Source organism: Azospirillum thermophilum, from assembly GCF_003130795.1.
GTDB lineage: Bacteria > Pseudomonadota > Alphaproteobacteria > Azospirillales > Azospirillaceae > Azospirillum > Azospirillum thermophilum.
On record NZ_CP029357.1, the window covers coordinates 412,013 to 427,248 of the forward strand.

The 15,236-nt window shown below is 68.7% G+C and carries 14 protein-coding genes and 1 pseudogene; 12 read left to right on the top strand and 3 right to left on the bottom strand.

From position 1 onward, the window contains the following. Positions 1–4: 4 nt before the first annotated feature. Complete coding sequence (locus DEW08_RS26730; protein ID WP_109333061.1) at positions 5–937, bottom strand: siderophore ABC transporter substrate-binding protein; 933 nt, start codon at positions 935–937, stop codon at positions 5–7. Positions 938–1,191: 254 nt separating this feature from the next. Here DEW08_RS26730 and DEW08_RS26735 point away from each other — a divergent pair, with 254 nt between their 5' ends. Both DEW08_RS26735 and DEW08_RS26740 read left to right on the top strand, forming a co-directional pair. Further along, positions 1,192–1,788 carry a PadR family transcriptional regulator gene (locus DEW08_RS26735; RefSeq protein ID WP_245987009.1) on the top strand — a complete coding sequence of 199 codons (597 nt, stop codon included), beginning with the start codon at positions 1,192–1,194 and terminating at the stop codon, positions 1,786–1,788. Between the two features lie 67 nt (positions 1,789–1,855). Beyond that, a complete protein-coding gene (locus DEW08_RS26740; protein ID WP_109333063.1) occupies positions 1,856–2,176 on the top strand; it encodes a DUF2218 domain-containing protein in 321 nt (106 codons plus the stop codon). A 9-nt stretch (positions 2,177–2,185) separates the two neighbouring features. On the opposite strand, the gene DEW08_RS26745 is transcribed toward DEW08_RS26740, so the two are convergent. Continuing rightward, on the bottom strand, positions 2,186–2,887 hold the full coding sequence (locus tag DEW08_RS26745) for a FadR/GntR family transcriptional regulator (RefSeq protein WP_109333065.1): 702 nt from the start codon (positions 2,885–2,887) through the stop codon (positions 2,186–2,188). 312 nt (positions 2,888–3,199) lie between these two features. Between DEW08_RS26745 and uxuA the strand changes: the two genes are divergently transcribed. The 3 genes from uxuA to DEW08_RS26760 all read left to right on the top strand — a co-directional run bounded on the left by uxuA (position 3,200) and on the right by DEW08_RS26760 (position 5,915). Further along, complete coding sequence (gene uxuA / locus DEW08_RS26750) at positions 3,200–4,249, top strand: mannonate dehydratase (RefSeq protein WP_109333067.1); 1,050 nt, start codon at positions 3,200–3,202, stop codon at positions 4,247–4,249. An 11-nt stretch (positions 4,250–4,260) separates the two neighbouring features. Continuing rightward, positions 4,261–5,118, top strand: a complete 858-nt coding sequence (locus DEW08_RS26755) for an SDR family oxidoreductase (RefSeq protein WP_109333069.1) — start codon at positions 4,261–4,263, stop codon at positions 5,116–5,118. Between the two features lie 62 nt (positions 5,119–5,180). Then, positions 5,181–5,915 carry a GntR family transcriptional regulator gene (locus tag DEW08_RS26760; RefSeq protein WP_109333071.1) on the top strand — a complete coding sequence of 245 codons (735 nt, stop codon included), beginning with the start codon at positions 5,181–5,183 and terminating at the stop codon, positions 5,913–5,915. 49 nt (positions 5,916–5,964) lie between these two features. On the opposite strand, the gene DEW08_RS26765 is transcribed toward DEW08_RS26760, so the two are convergent. Next, a complete protein-coding gene (locus DEW08_RS26765) occupies positions 5,965–6,738 on the bottom strand; it encodes a GntR family transcriptional regulator (protein ID WP_245987010.1) in 774 nt (257 codons plus the stop codon). Positions 6,739–6,978: 240 nt separating this feature from the next. Here DEW08_RS26765 and DEW08_RS26770 point away from each other — a divergent pair, with 240 nt between their 5' ends. From DEW08_RS26770 to DEW08_RS26800, 7 genes and pseudogenes are all read left to right on the top strand, one after another. Beyond that, positions 6,979–7,995 carry an ABC transporter ATP-binding protein gene (locus DEW08_RS26770; protein ID WP_109333073.1) on the top strand — a complete coding sequence of 339 codons (1,017 nt, stop codon included), beginning with the start codon at positions 6,979–6,981 and terminating at the stop codon, positions 7,993–7,995. A 62-nt stretch (positions 7,996–8,057) separates the two neighbouring features. Further along, the gene (locus tag DEW08_RS26775; RefSeq protein ID WP_109333075.1) at positions 8,058–9,356 is read left to right on the top strand and encodes an ABC transporter substrate-binding protein; all 1,299 of its coding nucleotides are present in this window, start codon (positions 8,058–8,060) and stop codon (positions 9,354–9,356) included. 24 nt (positions 9,357–9,380) lie between these two features. Continuing rightward, positions 9,381–10,295: an ABC transporter permease gene (locus DEW08_RS26780; protein ID WP_109333077.1), complete on the top strand. Its 915-nt coding sequence runs from the start codon at positions 9,381–9,383 to the stop codon at positions 10,293–10,295. Positions 10,296–10,298: 3 nt separating this feature from the next. Further along, positions 10,299–11,138 carry an ABC transporter permease gene (locus DEW08_RS26785; protein ID WP_109333079.1) on the top strand — a complete coding sequence of 280 codons (840 nt, stop codon included), beginning with the start codon at positions 10,299–10,301 and terminating at the stop codon, positions 11,136–11,138. Then, on the top strand, positions 11,135–11,869 hold the full coding sequence (locus DEW08_RS26790; protein WP_109333081.1) for an aspartate/glutamate racemase family protein: 735 nt from the start codon (positions 11,135–11,137) through the stop codon (positions 11,867–11,869). The genes DEW08_RS26785 and DEW08_RS26790 overlap by 4 nt, the downstream gene beginning before the upstream one ends. 370 nt (positions 11,870–12,239) lie before the next feature. After that, positions 12,240–13,513, top strand: a pseudogene (locus DEW08_RS26795) (serine/threonine transporter). A gap of 72 nt (positions 13,514–13,585) precedes the next feature. Further along, positions 13,586–14,998: an L-serine ammonia-lyase gene (locus DEW08_RS26800; RefSeq protein WP_109333083.1), complete on the top strand. Its 1,413-nt coding sequence runs from the start codon at positions 13,586–13,588 to the stop codon at positions 14,996–14,998. Positions 14,999–15,236 lie beyond the last annotated feature (238 nt).

Sequence of the window (15,236 nt, forward strand, 5' to 3'; positions counted from 1 at the left end):
GCTCCTACCGCGCCTTCGACAGGGCGGCCTTCAGATCGTCGACGTCCTGCTGCAGCGCCGTGAGGCCGCCGCCGACGAGGTACCAGTTGGTCCCGTTCAGATAGACGACCCGGCCCTTCTGCCAGGCGGTCGTCCGCCGCACGATGTCGTTGTCGAGAAGCTGGCGCGCCGCCTGCCCTTCCCGGCCGATGGCGGAGTCGCGGTCGATGACGAACAGCCAGTCGGGGTTGGCCTGCAGGATGAATTCGAAGGAAATGGCCTGGCCGTGGTTGGCGACGTCCAGCGTCTCCACCGCCGGCTTGATGCCGAACTCCGTGTGCAGGACGCCGAAGCGGGAGCCGGGACCGAAGGCGCTCATCTTGCCGCCGGTCGTCAGGATCAGCAGCCCCTTGCCGGCCGTCGCCGCCATCGCCTTCAGCTCGGCGACCGAGCGGCGGAGGTTGTCCGCCCGCTGCCCCACCTCGGCCGTCCTGCCGAAGATCCGGCCCAGCGTCTCGGCATTGGCGATGGCGCTCTCGACATAGGCGTCGGTCCGCGTCGTCAGGTCGATGGTCGGCGCGATGGCGGAAAGCTCGGCATATCGGGGGGCGGAGCGGCCGCCGACGATGATCAGCCCCGGTTCGGCGGCGTTCACCGCCTCGTAGTCCGGCTCGAACAGCGTCCCGATCTTCGCATAGTCCTTGCCGTCATACTTGGCGAGGTAGGCCGGCTTCGGGCCGGTCGGGACGCCGGCGACCGGGACGCCGATGGCGTCGAGCGTATCGAGGGCCGCGATGTCGAAGGCGAGCACGGGCGTCACCTTCGACGGCAGTTTCGTCTCCCCCCGGGCATGCCGCACGGTCAGCTCCTGGCTGCGGCCGGAGGCCGGCGCCATGCCGGCGAACCCAAGGGCGAGGACAGCCATCAAGACGGCATGCCGGCGCGTTACGCTGATCATTCCCATTCCTCGATCATGTGCCCGTCCGCCGGCCCCCGAAGGCCGGACCGGGCGACGACAAAGTTCCGGCAATTTGGCCTCAATCGCCTGCGGGATCAACGCAATTCATAATCACTCTCACCGCATCGATGTCTGGCGGCGATGTGCCCGGGATCTGCGGGCCGCCGCCATGGCAGAGAATCGACGGTCGGCTCTTGCATCCGATACGGTCAAGATATATCTTGTTCGTATCGCAACGAACCGGGAGCATTGACATGCGATTTTTCCCACAGATGTGCGGCGGCGGACTGCGCATGCATCATGTCGGCGGGCGCCGGCATGGCCGGCATGGCCCCGGCGCCGATTGGGAGGACGGGCGCGGCGGCCGGGGAGAAGGGCGCAGCGGGCGCCGGCGGGTCTTCGAGTCGACGGAGCTCCGGCTCGTCCTGCTCAAGCTGATCGCCGACCAGCCGCGGCACGGCTATGACCTGATCCGCGCGGTCGAGGATCTCACCGGCGGCGCCTATGCGCCGAGTCCGGGGGTGATCTACCCGACCCTGACGATGCTGGAGGAGATGGGCCAGATCGAGAAGCTGGGCTCCGACGGCGCGCGCAAGGAGTTCACCATCACGCAGGACGGCCGGGTGCAGCTCGCCGGCGAGATGGAAACGGTCGAAGGCCTGTTCGCCCGGCTGGCCGCCCTGGCCCGGAAGCGCGAGAAGGTCGACGCCGCGCCGATCCGCCGGGCGATGGACAATCTGAAGGCGGTGCTGATGCACCGGCTGGGCCGCGAGACCGTCGAAACCGAGACGCTCCACGCCGTCGCCGCCATCCTCGACGAGGCGGCGCAGCGCATCGAGCGTCTGCCCTGATCACTCCCCCAGACTCCGCGGGCGCCGGAGAATCTCTCCGGCCGGCGGATTTTCAAGAGGAACAAGGATGACCGTTACCAGCACCACGCGGGTTCCCACGGCGAACGGCAGCCGCTATCTGCAGCAGCTCTGCAAGCACTGGAGCCATAACCTCGCCGTCGAGTTCACCGCGGAGCGGGGCACGGTGGTCTTCCCGCGCGACGCCCGTGGCGCCGACTGGCCGGGGGATGCGACCCTGACGCTCCAGGCCTTCGAGGACGGGCTGGAGTGCCGGCTGGAGGCGAGCGCCGCGGGACAGCTCGAGGCGCTGAAGGGCGCCGTCGCCAGCCACCTCGACCGCTTCGCCTTCCGCGAGGCTCCCCTGCGCTTCGGCTGGCGGGACGCGTAGGCCCGGCGGTCAGGAGCGCCCGTCGAAGAGCCGGGTCTGCGCATTCCGGATGTGGTTGCGCATCGCCTGCCGGGCCGTCCGCGCGTTGCGGCTCTGCAGGGCCTGCAGGATCGCCCGGTGATCCTCGCACATGCTGCGGATGATCGGGCCGCCCGAGTATTGCTGCTCGAACTTCGCGTAGTGGAGCGACTTCCGCTTCTTCCACAGCATGTCGGTGATCTCGACGAACACCGGGTTGCCCGTCATCGCGCCGATCATCTCGTGGAACTGCTGGTCGTGGCCGTGGAAGGTCTCCATGTTGCCGGCCGCCGCCTCGGCCTCCATCCGCTCGACCACCCGCGCGATGTCGGCGAGCTGGCCGTCCGTGCCGTTCTTCGCGGCGAGGGCGGCGATTTCGCCCTCGATCACCTCGCGCGCCTCCATCAGGTAGGCGACTCCGACATCCTCGCCCGCCGGCTCCTCCGGGCCGCCGTCGGGCGGGGCCTGGCGGACATAGACGCCGTGCCCGGTGCGGATTTCCACCCAGCCGCTGATTTCCAGGGCGATCAGTGCCTCGCGCACCGACGACCGGCTGACCCCGAGCTGCTTCGCGAGGTCCCGCTCGCCGGGCAGGAGCTGCCCGGGAACGAAATGTCCGTCCCGGATGTACTGGATCAGAATGTTGGAAATCTGGCGGTACAAGCGCTCGACCTTAACCGTCGGCAATTCCATGACGCGCAACTCCGGGGGCGAAGACACAGGGGTGATGGTCGGGCGTGGAGCGGGTCGCCGATATGCGGCCCGGTGACGCATCCCATCACAAGAACCGGGCGGAATCCAAGCAATATCAAGGCCCAGGATGAAAATTGCGGAAGCCGCGATCCCTCTTGCCAAGCCGGCGGGCGGGGGCTAAGGTTGGCCTACTGGTCCGGCCAGTGGTCCATTAGGCCATCGGGCCGCAGCGCCCCCGGCGTCGAACGATCGAGGCCGCCGGCCCCTGCGCCCGGTCATGGCAGGATTTCGGCTCTGCTTGCGAGGTATGAGATGAAGATGACCTTCCGCTGGTACGGCGATGCGGATCCGATCCCGCTCAGCCACATCCGGCAGATCCCCGGCATGTATGGCATCGTGTCGGCGGTCTACGACGTGCCGGTGGGCGAGGCGTGGCCGCTGGCCAACATCCGGGCGCTGAAGGACAAGGTCGAGGCGCACGGCCTCGTGCTGGAGGTGATCGAGAGCGTCCCGGTGCACGAGGACATCAAGCTCGGCAAGCCCTCGCGCGACCGGCTGATCGACAATTACTGCACGACCATCCGCAACCTGGCGCAGTGCGGCATCAAGGTCATCTGCTACAACTTCATGCCGGTGTTCGACTGGACCCGCACGACGCTGGACATGACGCTGCCGGACGGGTCCACCACGCTGGCCTTCGATACGGCCACGGTCGAGAAGATCGACGTCAGCAAGGGCATCTCGCTGCCCGGCTGGGACGCCAGCTACCGCCCGGAGGAGCTGAAGGCGCTGCTCGCCGAGTATGAGGCGGTCGACGAGGAGACGCTGTGGAAGAACCTGGAGTACTTCCTGAAGCGCATCATCCCGGTGGCGGCCGAGGCGGGCATCCGCATGGCCATCCACCCCGACGACCCGCCGCGCCCGATCTTCGGACTGCCGCGCATCGTCAAGGACCGTGCCGACCTGCAGCGGCTGCTCGCCATCGTCGATGATCCGGCCAACGGCCTGACGCTGTGCTCCGGCTCGCTCGGCGCTTCGTGCAAGAACGACATCCCGGCCCTGGTGCGCGAGTTCGCCGGGCGCAAGCGCATCCATTTCGCCCATCTGCGCAACGTCAGGATCAACGAGGCGGGCGACTTCCACGAGACCAGCCACCGTTCGGCCGACGGCTCGCTCGACATGGCGGAGATCGTCAAGGCCTATTACGAGGCCGGCTTCGACGGCTATGCCCGGCCCGACCACGGCCGGATGATCTGGGGCGAGACCGGCAAGCCCGGCTACGGCCTGTACGACCGCGCGCTGGGGGCGGTCTATCTCAACGGTCTCTGGGAAGGGATCGCCAAGGCCGAAGGCCGGAACTGAGGAGCACGGCCATGACCATTCCCTTCACGCCTGCCGACATCAAGGGCAAGGTCGCCGTCGTCACCGGCGGCGGCGGCGTCCTGTGCGCGGAATTCGCCCGGGCGCTGGCCGACGCCGGAGCGCGGGTCGCCGTGCTGGACCTCAAGGCCGAGGCGGCCGAGGCGGTGGCGGCGGAGCTGCGCTCGCGCGGCGCGCAGGCCATCGGCGTCGCCGCCAACGTGCTGGAACGCGCCTCGCTCGACGCCGCCGCGGACCGCGTCGCGGCGGAGCTCGGGCCGTGCGACCTGCTGGTGAACGGCGCCGGCGGCAACCACCCGCGCGGCACCACCAGCAAGGAGTGGCTGGAGGCCGAGGACCTCGGCGACACGTCGCTGACGACCATCTTCGACCTCGATCCGTCCGGGGTGAAGTTCGTCTTCGACCTGAACTTCCTCGGCACGCTGCTGCCGACGCAGGTGTTCGCGCGCCAGATGGTCGGGCGGCCGGGCTGCGGCATCATCAACGTGTCGTCGATGAACGCCTTCCGCCCCCTGACGAAGATCCCGGCCTACAGCGGCGCCAAGGCGGCGGTGAGCAACTTCACCCAGTGGCTGGCGGTGCATTTCGCCAAGGTCGGCATCCGGGTCAACGCGATGGCGCCGGGCTTCTTCCTGACGGCGCAGAACCACAAGCTGCTGATCGACGAGGCGAGCGGGGAGTTCACCGCGCGGGCGCGCAAGATCGTCGAGCACACCCCGATGGGCCGTTTCGGCGAGGCGCACGAGCTGACCGGGACGCTGCTGTGGCTGGCGAGCAGCCAGGCCTCCGGCTTCGTCAACGGCATCGTCGTTCCCGTCGACGGCGGTTTCTCCGCCTATTCGGGAGTCTGACACCCCGGGCCCGCTCCGCGCGGGCCCCCTCTCCCGGCCCCATTCTCCTGGAGGCATCCCCGATGCTGACCGTCAACACCGGTCCCCAATCCGACATCGCCGTCCTGACCGCGACCGGAGCGATCTACGACAAGCTGAAGGGCGAGATCGTCAAGCTGACGCGCTGGCCCGGAGAGACGATCAGCCGGTCGGAGATCGCCGAGGAGTTCGGCGTCAGTTCCATGCCGATCCACGACGCGGTGCGCCGGCTGGGGAACGACGGGCTGGTGGAGACGGTCCCGACGAAGGGGACCTTCGTCGCCCGCATCCCGCTGGATACCCTGCGCACCGCCCTGGAAGCCCGCCGGATCCTGGAGGACAAGGTGGTCCGGCGCGCCGCGGAATGCGCGGCGGCCGGGGATGTCCAGCGGCTGCGCGGGGCGCTCCAGGGGCAGCGGGAAGCCATTCTCCAGCGCGACGACCTCGCCTTCCATCAGGCGAACGAGGAGTTCCACCGCACGCTCGCCGCCACCGCGAGCTACCCCTTCTTCTGGGAGGTCTGCAGCCGGATCAAGCTGCCGATCGACCGGGCGCTCCGCCTTGCCCCGTCCGGCCAGGAACAGCTCTACCGCTTCCATGCCGATCATCAGGCCGTCTGCGAGCAGGTGTCGCGCAACGATCCCGACGCGGCGGCCGAGGCGCTGGCGAGCCATTTCCAGGCGGTCCGCATGGTGGTGGAGCGCGCCATCCGGCAGTATCCGGAGTGCTTCACCGGAAGCTGGGGCGTGACGGAGACCCCGGCACCCGACCCCGCGTAACGGCACGCCGCGCCCGGGACCGAGCCCGGAGCGGCCGGCCGGACCGCCGTCAGATCGCCTCGCCCAGCCGCCCGAACACGGCGAACAAATCCACCTCTGGCACGCCGGGATCCGGGGCGAGGCGGTCCTCGACCGCGCCCAGATGCTCCATCATCAGGTGCATCGCCCGTTCCCCCTCCCCCGCCGCCAGCGCCTCCACGATCGCCTGATGCTCGTGCGCGGCACAGTCGGGAGACTGGCGCACCTCCAGCGCGGCGATGGCGAGGGACGACTGCCGCACCAGGGAGTCGAGAAAGGTGGCGAGCGTGCCGTTGCCGGCGAGATCGGCCAGCAGCAGGTGGAAGTCGCCCGACAATCGGATCATCGCCACGCGGTCGTCCGCCGCCGCCGCGGCCTTCTCCTTCGCCAGATGGGCGCGCAGCCGCGCCACCGCGTCGGCCGGCAGCGGACCGGCGCCGGCGAGACGGTCGAGCAGACCGCGCTCGACGATCCGCCGCGCCTCGAACACCTCGCGCGCCTCGCGGGCCGACGGGCGGGCGACGAACGCGCCGCGGTTCGGCCGCAGCTCCACCACCCCGATCTGCGCCAGCGCCGACAGCGCCGTCCGGATGCGCGCCCGGCTGACGCCGAAGATCTGGGCCAGCCGCTCCTCCGTCAGCTTGGTGCCGGGCGGCAGCCGGCGGTCGGCGATGGCGTCGACCACGCTCTGCACGATGCGGTCGTGAGCCTGCGCTCCGCGCGGACCGCCGGTCGTGCCTTCCCGCGCTTTCCGGCCGGTCGCCGCCATGGGATGCTCCAAGGGATCGGGGTGGGTTGTCGCCATTGTAGACAATCCTGGAGGCGCCCGCCACCGTTTGTACAGCCGGCCTCTCTGGCCTGAAATCCATCACCTTGCCCTGAAAACCGCCAGAACGGCGCACAAAACGGCATCTCCTGCACAAGGGTGCCAGGCGATGGCACGGATTCCCGGTGCCTGGGCGTTGGCATGCTTCCTGCTGGGGCGGGAGGAAATTGTCGACAATCTGCGCCGCCCCTCATGGCGCACGAACCGGGAGAGGCTGTGATGCGCTCTGGTGCCGCCGTCGAACTGATCGCGCTGAGCAAGGTGTACGGCCGGTCGGTGGCCGTCGACCGGATCAACCTGAAGATCCCCGCCGGGTCCTATTGCTGCTTCCTGGGGCCGAGCGGCTGCGGCAAGACCTCCACCCTGCGCATGATCGCCGGTCATGAGGAGATCAGTTCCGGCGACCTGCTGATCGGCGACGGCGTCGTCAACGACGTGCCCCCGGCGCGGCGCGGCACGGCGATGATGTTCCAGAACTACGCGCTGTTCCCGCATCTGGACTGCGTCGACAACGTCGCCTTCAGCCTGAAGATGCGCGGCGTGCCCAGGGCCGAGCGGCGGGAGCGGGCGCGCGCCATGCTGGACACGGTGCATATGGGTGCCTATGCCGGCCGCCTGCCCTCCCAGCTCTCCGGCGGGCAGCAGCAGCGGGTGGCGCTGGCCAGGGCTCTGATCACCGAGCCGGGCGTTCTGCTGCTGGACGAGCCGCTGTCGGCCCTCGATCCCTTCCTGCGCGACCGCATGCGGGAGGAGCTGAAGCGCCTGCAGACCGACCTCGGCATCACCTTCATCCATGTCACCCACAGCCAGAGCGAGGCGATGGCGCTGGCCGATCTGGTCGTGGTGATGAACGACGGCCGGATCGAGCAGGCGGCCTCGCCGCGCGAACTGTTCAACGCGCCGCGCACCGCCTTCGTCGCCCGCTTCATCGGCGGGCACAATGTGCTGACGCACGAGCGGCTCGGCCCGGTGGCGCTGCGCACCGACCGCATCGTGTTGTCGCAGGCCGCCGGCGGCGCGCCGGACGACGCGCGGCAGGATGCCATGCACGTCGAGGGCACCGTGAACGCCTTCGAGTATCACGGCTCCTCGGTCCAGCTCAGCCTCGCCGTTCCCGGTGCCGACGAGTTCACCGTGGTGATGGACGAGGCCCGCTTCTTCGCCGACCCGCTGAGCGTCGGCGCCCGTGTGCGGGCGAGCTGGCGCGACGGCGACCTCCACCGGCTGCAGGCCTGACGCCGCCGGCCTTTCCTCCCCTCCTCCCTCCCCCTCCTGCCGATCCAGATGGAGTGACGTTCATGACGAAGAGCATTGCCGGAAAGCCCATCGCAGTCTCGCGCCGCCAGATCCTGAAGGGGGCCGCCGCCGCCGTGGGTGCGGCCGCCGGCTCCGGGGCCATCACCGGCTTTCCGACCATCTGGGCGCAGAACATCAAGACCGTCACCCTGCGCCAGTTCGGCACCGGCGTGTCGAACCTGAACGCCTTCGCCGACAAGGTGAAGGAGGATCTGGGCTTCACGCTGCAGATGACGGCGCTCGATTCCGACGCCGTCGCCCAGCGCGCCGTCACGCAGCCGAAGTCCTACGACATCGCCGACATCGAATACTGGATCTGCAAGAAGATCTTTCCGGCCGGCGTGCTGCAGCCGATGGACGTGTCGAGGATCAGGTATTTCGACAAGATCGTCCCGATCTTCGTCACCGGAAAGCTGAACCCCGCCAGCGCCATCGCCCAGGGCACCGCGCCGCACAGCGTCGGCTTCGTCGAGGGCAAGGATTCCAAGACCTTCGCCAAGCAGCCGACGCAGTGGATGACGCTGATCCCGACCATCTACAATGCCGACACGCTGGGCATCCGCCCCGATCTGGTCGGCCGCCCGGTGACGAGCTGGAAGGACCTGCTCGATCCCGCCTTCAAGGGCAAGGCGTCGATCCTGAACATCCCCTCCATCGGCATCATGGACGCCGCCATGGTCTGCGAGGCGATGGGCGCCGTGACCTATGGCGACAAGGGCAACATGACCAAGGAGGAGATCGACAAGACGATCAGGATCCTGATCGAGGCCAAGAAGGCCGGCCAGTTCCGCTCCTTCTGGAAGAGCTTCGACGAGAGCGTCAACCTGATGGCCTCGGGCGAGGTGGTGGTGCAGTCCATGTGGTCGCCGGCGGTCGCCGCGGTGCGCGCCAAGGGCATTCCCTGCGTCTACCAGCCGCTGAAGGAAGGCTACCGCGCCTGGGGCGGCGGCCTCGGCCTGGCGAAGCACCTGTCGGGCCTGGAGCTGGAGGCCGCCTACGAGTACATCAACTGGTACCTGTCGGGCTGGGCCGGCGCCTATCTGAACCGGCAGGGCTATTATTCCGCCGTCCTCGACACCGCCAGGCAGCACATGAGCGAGGACGAGTGGGGCTTCTGGATGGAGGGCAAGCCCGCCCAGAAGGACATCCTCAGCCCGGAGGGCAAGGTCATGGAGAAGGCCGGCGCCGTGCGTGACGGCGGCTCCTTCTACGACCGGATGGGCGCCGTGGCCTGCTGGAACGCGGTGATGGACGAGGACCGCTACATGGTCCGCAAGTGGAACGAGTTCATCGCCGCCTGACCACCGTATCCGGAGCCGACGACCATGATCGCAACCGTCCACCCGCCAACCGGCGCCACCGCCGTCGCCCGGCGCGGCCGCCCGTCCCGTCGCCGGCTCCGGATCGCCCCCTATCTGCAGGCCGCACCGCTGGCGCTGGCGCTGCTCGTCTTCCTGGTGGTGCCCATCGCCACCATCCTGGTGGTCAGCTTCTGGGATTACGACAGCGTGCGCGTCATTCCCGACTTCGTGCTGACCAACTACGAGGAGCTGCTGGGCTCCGCCGTCACCTGGAAGACCTACCTGAACACCATCCGCTATGCCGCGCTCGCCTGGGCCTTCACGCTGCCGATCGGCTTCGCGGTGGCGTATTTCCTGGCCTTCCACGTGCGCACCGTGATGTGGCAGATGGTGCTGTTCCTGATCTGCACCGTGCCGTTCTGGACCTCGAACATCATCCGCATGATCTCGTGGATCCCGTTCCTCGGGCGCAACGGCCTGCTGAACCAGACGCTGATCGGGCTCGGCCTCGTCGACCACCCGCTGGAGTTCCTGCTGTTCTCCGACTTCTCGGTCGTGCTGGCCTTCGTCCACCTGTACACGCTGTTCATGGTGGTGCCGATCTTCAACGCGATGATGCGCATCGACCGCTCGCTGATCGAGGCGGCGCGCGACGCCGGGGCGAATGGCCGGCAGATCCTGTGGAACGTCATCCTGCCGCTGACCAAGCCCGGCATCGCCATCGGCTCGATCTTCGTGGTCACGCTGGTGATGGGCGACTTCATCACCGTCCGGCTGATGAGCGGCGGGCAGAGCGCCTCCATCGGGCTGACGATCGCCAACGAGATCTCGCTTCTGCAATATCCGGCGGCGGCGGCGAACGCCGTGGTGCTGCTGGCCGTCGTCATGCTGATGGTCGTCGCGATGCTGCGCGTCGTCGACATCCGCAAGGAGCTCTAGCCCATGCGCACCACCGCCCGCCGCGGCCTGTCCTTCTACCTGCTGGCCGCCGTCTTCGCGCTGTTCGTCCTGTTCCTCTACGGCCCGACGGTGACCATCGCCGTCCTGTCCTTCCAGGGGCCGGAGGGCGGCCTGACCTTCCCGATGAACGGCGTCTCCACCCACTGGTTCGCCAACCTGTTCGAACGGCAGGCGGTCGGCGATTTCGGCGGCTCCTTCAGGCGTTCGCTGGCGCTGGGACTGATCGTCATGGTGCTGACGGTGGTGATCTCGGTGTCGGCGGGCTTCGCCTTCCGCCGCGGCTTCATCGGCAGCACGGCGCTGTTCTACCTGACGGTGTCGAGCCTGGTGATCCCGTCGATCCTGGTCAGCCTGGGCATCGGCCTGCTGTTCACCATCGTCGGCATCGAGCCCGCCTGGTACAGTTCGGCGCTGGGCGCGCACCTGACCTGGACCCTGCCCTTCGGGCTGCTGATCGTCTTCGCCATCTTCAACCGCTTCGACAAGAGCTTCGAGGAGGCGGCGCGCGACCTCGGGGCCGGCCCGTGGCAGACGGTCCGGCACGTCGTGCTGCCGATCCTGCTGCCCAGCATCATCGGCGTCGCGCTGTTCGGCTTCACCCTCAGCTATGACGAGTTCGCGCGCAGCCTGATGACCGCCGGGTCCAACAACACGCTGCCGCTGGAGATCTACGGCATGACGACGAACGTCACCACCCCGGTGCTGTACGCCCTGGGCACGCTGACCACCGTCTTCTCCTTCCTGGTGATCGCGGCCGGGGTGGGGTCGGTGCTGCTGCTGCGCCGCTGGCGGACCCGCGGCGGACGGGGTGCGGCGGCATGAGGATCCTGGTCGTCAACCCCAACACCACCGCCTCCATGACCGCCCGCATCGGGGCGGCGGCCCGCGCCGCGGCGGCCCCCGGCACGGAGGTGGAGGCCGTCAATCCGGCCATGGGACCCGCCTCCATCGAGGGCTACTACGACGAGGCCTTCGCGGTGCCCGGCCTGCTCGAGGAGATCGGTCGGGGCGAGGCCACGGGGGTGGACGGCCATGTCATCGCCTGTTTCGACGATACCGGGCTGGAGGCGGCGCGGAGCCTGGCGCGGGCGCCCGTCGTCGGAATCGGCGAGGCGGCCTTCCACATGGCGAGCCTGATCGCCGGCCGCTTCACCGTCGTCACCACGCTCGCCCGCTCGGTCCCGGCGATCGAGCACAACCTGATGAAGTACGGGCTGGCCGCCCGCTGTGCGCGGGTGCGGGCCGCCGAGGTGCCGGTGCTGGCGCTGGAGGACGCGGCGAGCGACGCCCGCCGCCGCATCGCCGGCGTCATCGAGCAGGCCAAGGACGAGGACGGCGCCGAGGCCATCGTGCTGGGCTGCGCCGGCATGGCCGACCTCGCCGCGGCGCTGTCGTCCGCCCATGGGCTGCCGGTGGTGGACGGCGTCGCCTCCGCCGTCAAGCTGGTCGAGGGGCTGGCGGCGCTGGGGCTGCGCACCTCGAAGACGCTGGGCTACGCGACGCCCCGCCCCAAGCGCTATACCGGCCTTCTGGACCGCTTCGCGCCGCGGTGAACGGGGAGGCGGCCGGCAACGGCCAGCACATGCACGCTCGGCTGCCTTGCACAGGCGGTCCTTGAGTTCCGCGCCCGCAAGGCGATAGTGAGGGCGGAGCGACGGGCGCGTCCGGAATCGGACCGAAACCTGGCTGGCCCGCCCCCTTTGCGCCCCTGCGCCGGTGCCGGCGGCGGTGCGGGCGTCCGGCTGCCGCCCTTGGCGTCTCCGCTCATTTGCGCATTCCACCGCTCATTCTGCTATTCCACCGTTCCGGCGTTGGGTCCGGAAGCGGGCCTTTGTCCTTGCTAGGCTGCCTCCAGTCAATCAACCGCAGCCGCACCGGGATGGACGAACCATCCGGCGTCACGGGCTCGCAGGAGGCATCGCCATGGTCAGTATCTCAACCGAAACCACAAGGCTGGGCAACCCGACCCTGCCCTGGTCCAAGCACGACACGATGTGGATGCTCGGGCTGTTCGGCACCGCCATCGGCGCGGGAACCCTGTTCCTGCCGATCAACGCCGGCCTCGGCGGCTTCTGGCCGCTCGCCACCATGGCGGCCATCGCCTTCCCCATGACCTACCTCGCCCACCGCGGCCTGTGCCGCTTCATCCTCTCCTCCTCCAAGCCCGGCAGCGACATCACCGAGGTCGTCGAGGAGCATTTCGGCGCCACCGCCGGCAAGCTCATCACCCTGCTCTACTTCTTCACCATCCTGCCCATCCTGCTCATCTACGGCGTCGGCCTCACCAACACCGTCCAGAGCTTCATGGTCCACCAGCTCGGCATGGTGCCGCCCCGCGCATCCTGCTCTCCCTCGGCCTCATCCTCGGCCTGATGGCCGTCATCAAGCTCGGCGAGCAGATGGTCGTGCGCGTCATGAGCTGGCTGGTCTATCCCTTCGTCTTCGTCCTCATCGGCATCGCCCTCTACCTCGCCCCCGACTGGAACGGCGCCATCCTCAACGAGACCCCCAGCGTCGGCACCTTCAGCCTCACCCTGTGGCTGAGCATCCCCGCCCTGGTCTTCTCCTTCAACCACTCCCCCGCCATCTCCCGCTTCGTCGTCGCCCAGCAGCACCAGTACCGCGACGAGGCCGAGGCCAAGTCCGACCAGATCGAGAAGTACGCCGCCGTCATGATGGTCCTGGTCGTCATGTTCTTCGTCTTCAGCTGCGTCTTCAGCCTCACCCCCCAGGACCTCGCCAACGCCAAGGCGCAGAACATCTCCATCCTCTCCTACCTCGGCAACAAGTTCGACAACCCCCTGATGGCCTACCTCACCCCGGCCGTCGCCTTCGTCGCCATCACCAAGTCCTTCTTCGGCCACTATCTCGGCGCCCGCGAAGGCCTCAACGGCCTGATCTCCCAGCATCTGCGCGGCCAGGGCAAGGCCGTCGACCTCAAGGCGATCAACCGCTTCAGCGCCCTGTTCATGGTCGCCGCCGTCTGGATCGCCGCCACCCTCAACCCCAGCATCCTCGGCATGATCGAATCCCTGTGCGGCCCGATCATCGCCTCCCTGCTCTTCATCATGCCGATGTACGCCATCCGCAAGGTCCCCGCGATGCGCAAATATGCCGGCCAGCCGGGCAACGTCGTGGTCCTCTTCATCGGCTCGGTCGCCATCTCCGCCATCCTCTACTCCCTGCTCAGCCTCTGAACCGCCGGACCGGCCGCCGCCTCTCCCCCACCGGGGAAGGCGGCCCAGGCCGACACAGGAAGGACCTCCGCCATGATCAGCATGTTCGACCTCTACAAGATCGGCATCGGCCCCTCCAGCTCCCACACCGTCGGGCCGATGAAGGCCGCCCGGCAGTTCGTCGACGATCTGGCGGCCTCCGGCCGGCTCGAGCGCACCGGCCGGGTGGCGGTCGACGTCTACGGCTCGCTCGCCCTCACCGGCAAGGGCCACCACACCGACGTGGCGCTGATCCTCGGGCTGGCCGGCAACCTGCCCGACACGGTGGACATCGACGCCATCCCCGGCTTCCTCCAGCAGGTGCGCGCCAGCCGCCGCCTGCCGCTCGGGCCGCAGGGCCGGCCGGTCGACTTCCCCGCCACCGCCATCACCTTCCACCGCTCCAACCTGCCCCGCCACGAGAACGGCCTGACCATCCGCGCCTTCGACGGCGAGGAGGAGCTGCTGGCCAAGACCTACTATTCGATCGGCGGCGGCTTCATCGTCGACGAGGAGACTTTCGGCCGGCCGGCGCCGCAGGCGGCCGAGCTGCCCTATCCCTACGCCACGGCGGCCGAGCTGCTGGCCCATTGCCGGGCCACCGGCCTGTCCTTCTCCGGGCTGGTGCTGGAGAACGAGCTGCGGCTGCACGGCCGCCAGGAGATCCGCGACTATTTCAGCCGCATCTGGCAGACGATGCGCGCCTGCATGGAGCGCGGCATGGCGACCGAGGGCGTGCTGCCCGGGCCGCTGCGGGTGCCGCGGCGCGCGGCCCTGCTGCGCCGCCAGCTCGCCTCGTCGGAGGCGCTGTCGCGCGACCCGATGAACGTGGTGGACTGGGTGAACATGTTCGCCTTCGCGGTGAGCGAGGAGAACGCCTCGGGCGGCCGGGTGGTGACGGCGCCGACCAACGGGGCCTGCGGCATCGTGCCGGCGGTGCTGGCCTACTACCACCACTTCATCAAGCCGGTGGACGAGGAGGCCTGCATGCGCTTCTTCCTCGCCTCGGCCGCGATCGGGGCGCTGTACAAGACCAACGCCTCGATCTCCGGCGCCGAGGTCGGCTGCCAGGGCGAGGTCGGGGTCGCCTGCTCGATGGCGGCGGGCGGCCTGGCCGACCTGATGGGCGGCAGCCCCGAGCAGGTCTGCGTCGCCGCCGAGGTGGCGATGGAGCACAATCTGGGCCTGACCTGCGACCCGGTGGGCGGCCAGGTGCAGATCCCCTGCATCGAGCGCAACGCGATGGGCGCGATGAAGGCGATCAACGCGACGCGCATGGCGCTGCACCGCACCAGCGAGCCGCTGGTCTCGCTCGACAAGGTGATCGAGACGATGTTCGAGACCGGCAAGGACATGGACCCCAAGTACCGCGAAACCTCCTGCGGCGGCCTCGCCGTCAAGGTCCTCCCCAACCCCGCTGCCCAGACCGCCCCGCAGGACACCGACACCGTCGTCTGGGCCGCGTGAGGGCCGGCCGCGGCGGCGGCCTTCAGGAGCGGTCTTCAGGAAAGGTGGACGAGACAGGCAATCCTGTCCGTCCACCTTTTTTCTTGCCCGCGCCCGGACAGTTCGTGACCGGACCTTCGGAACATCATTCCGGATTATTTCCATTCGAGAGCAATAAAAAAGAATTTCTCGGGAATCAGGCAAGTCATATTCCGTCATAGCGGCCTCGGAATGCTGTATGTCATACCGCCGTATGATC

Coding starts and splice junctions, on each gene's coding strand:
- DEW08_RS26730 (WP_109333061.1), bottom strand. CDS start 937: ATGATCAGCGTAACGCGCCGGCATGCCGTCTTGATGGCTGTCCTCGCC.
- DEW08_RS26735 (WP_245987009.1), top strand. CDS start 1,192: ATGCGATTTTTCCCACAGATGTGCGGCGGCGGACTGCGCATGCATCAT.
- DEW08_RS26740 (WP_109333063.1), top strand. CDS start 1,856: ATGACCGTTACCAGCACCACGCGGGTTCCCACGGCGAACGGCAGCCGC.
- DEW08_RS26745 (WP_109333065.1), bottom strand. CDS start 2,887: ATGGAATTGCCGACGGTTAAGGTCGAGCGCTTGTACCGCCAGATTTCC.
- uxuA (WP_109333067.1), top strand. CDS start 3,200: ATGAAGATGACCTTCCGCTGGTACGGCGATGCGGATCCGATCCCGCTC.
- DEW08_RS26755 (WP_109333069.1), top strand. CDS start 4,261: ATGACCATTCCCTTCACGCCTGCCGACATCAAGGGCAAGGTCGCCGTC.
- DEW08_RS26760 (WP_109333071.1), top strand. CDS start 5,181: ATGCTGACCGTCAACACCGGTCCCCAATCCGACATCGCCGTCCTGACC.
- DEW08_RS26765 (WP_245987010.1), bottom strand. CDS start 6,738: ATGGCGACAACCCACCCCGATCCCTTGGAGCATCCCATGGCGGCGACC.
- DEW08_RS26770 (WP_109333073.1), top strand. CDS start 6,979: ATGCGCTCTGGTGCCGCCGTCGAACTGATCGCGCTGAGCAAGGTGTAC.
- DEW08_RS26775 (WP_109333075.1), top strand. CDS start 8,058: ATGACGAAGAGCATTGCCGGAAAGCCCATCGCAGTCTCGCGCCGCCAG.
- DEW08_RS26780 (WP_109333077.1), top strand. CDS start 9,381: ATGATCGCAACCGTCCACCCGCCAACCGGCGCCACCGCCGTCGCCCGG.
- DEW08_RS26785 (WP_109333079.1), top strand. CDS start 10,299: ATGCGCACCACCGCCCGCCGCGGCCTGTCCTTCTACCTGCTGGCCGCC.
- DEW08_RS26790 (WP_109333081.1), top strand. CDS start 11,135: ATGAGGATCCTGGTCGTCAACCCCAACACCACCGCCTCCATGACCGCC.
- DEW08_RS26800 (WP_109333083.1), top strand. CDS start 13,586: ATGATCAGCATGTTCGACCTCTACAAGATCGGCATCGGCCCCTCCAGC.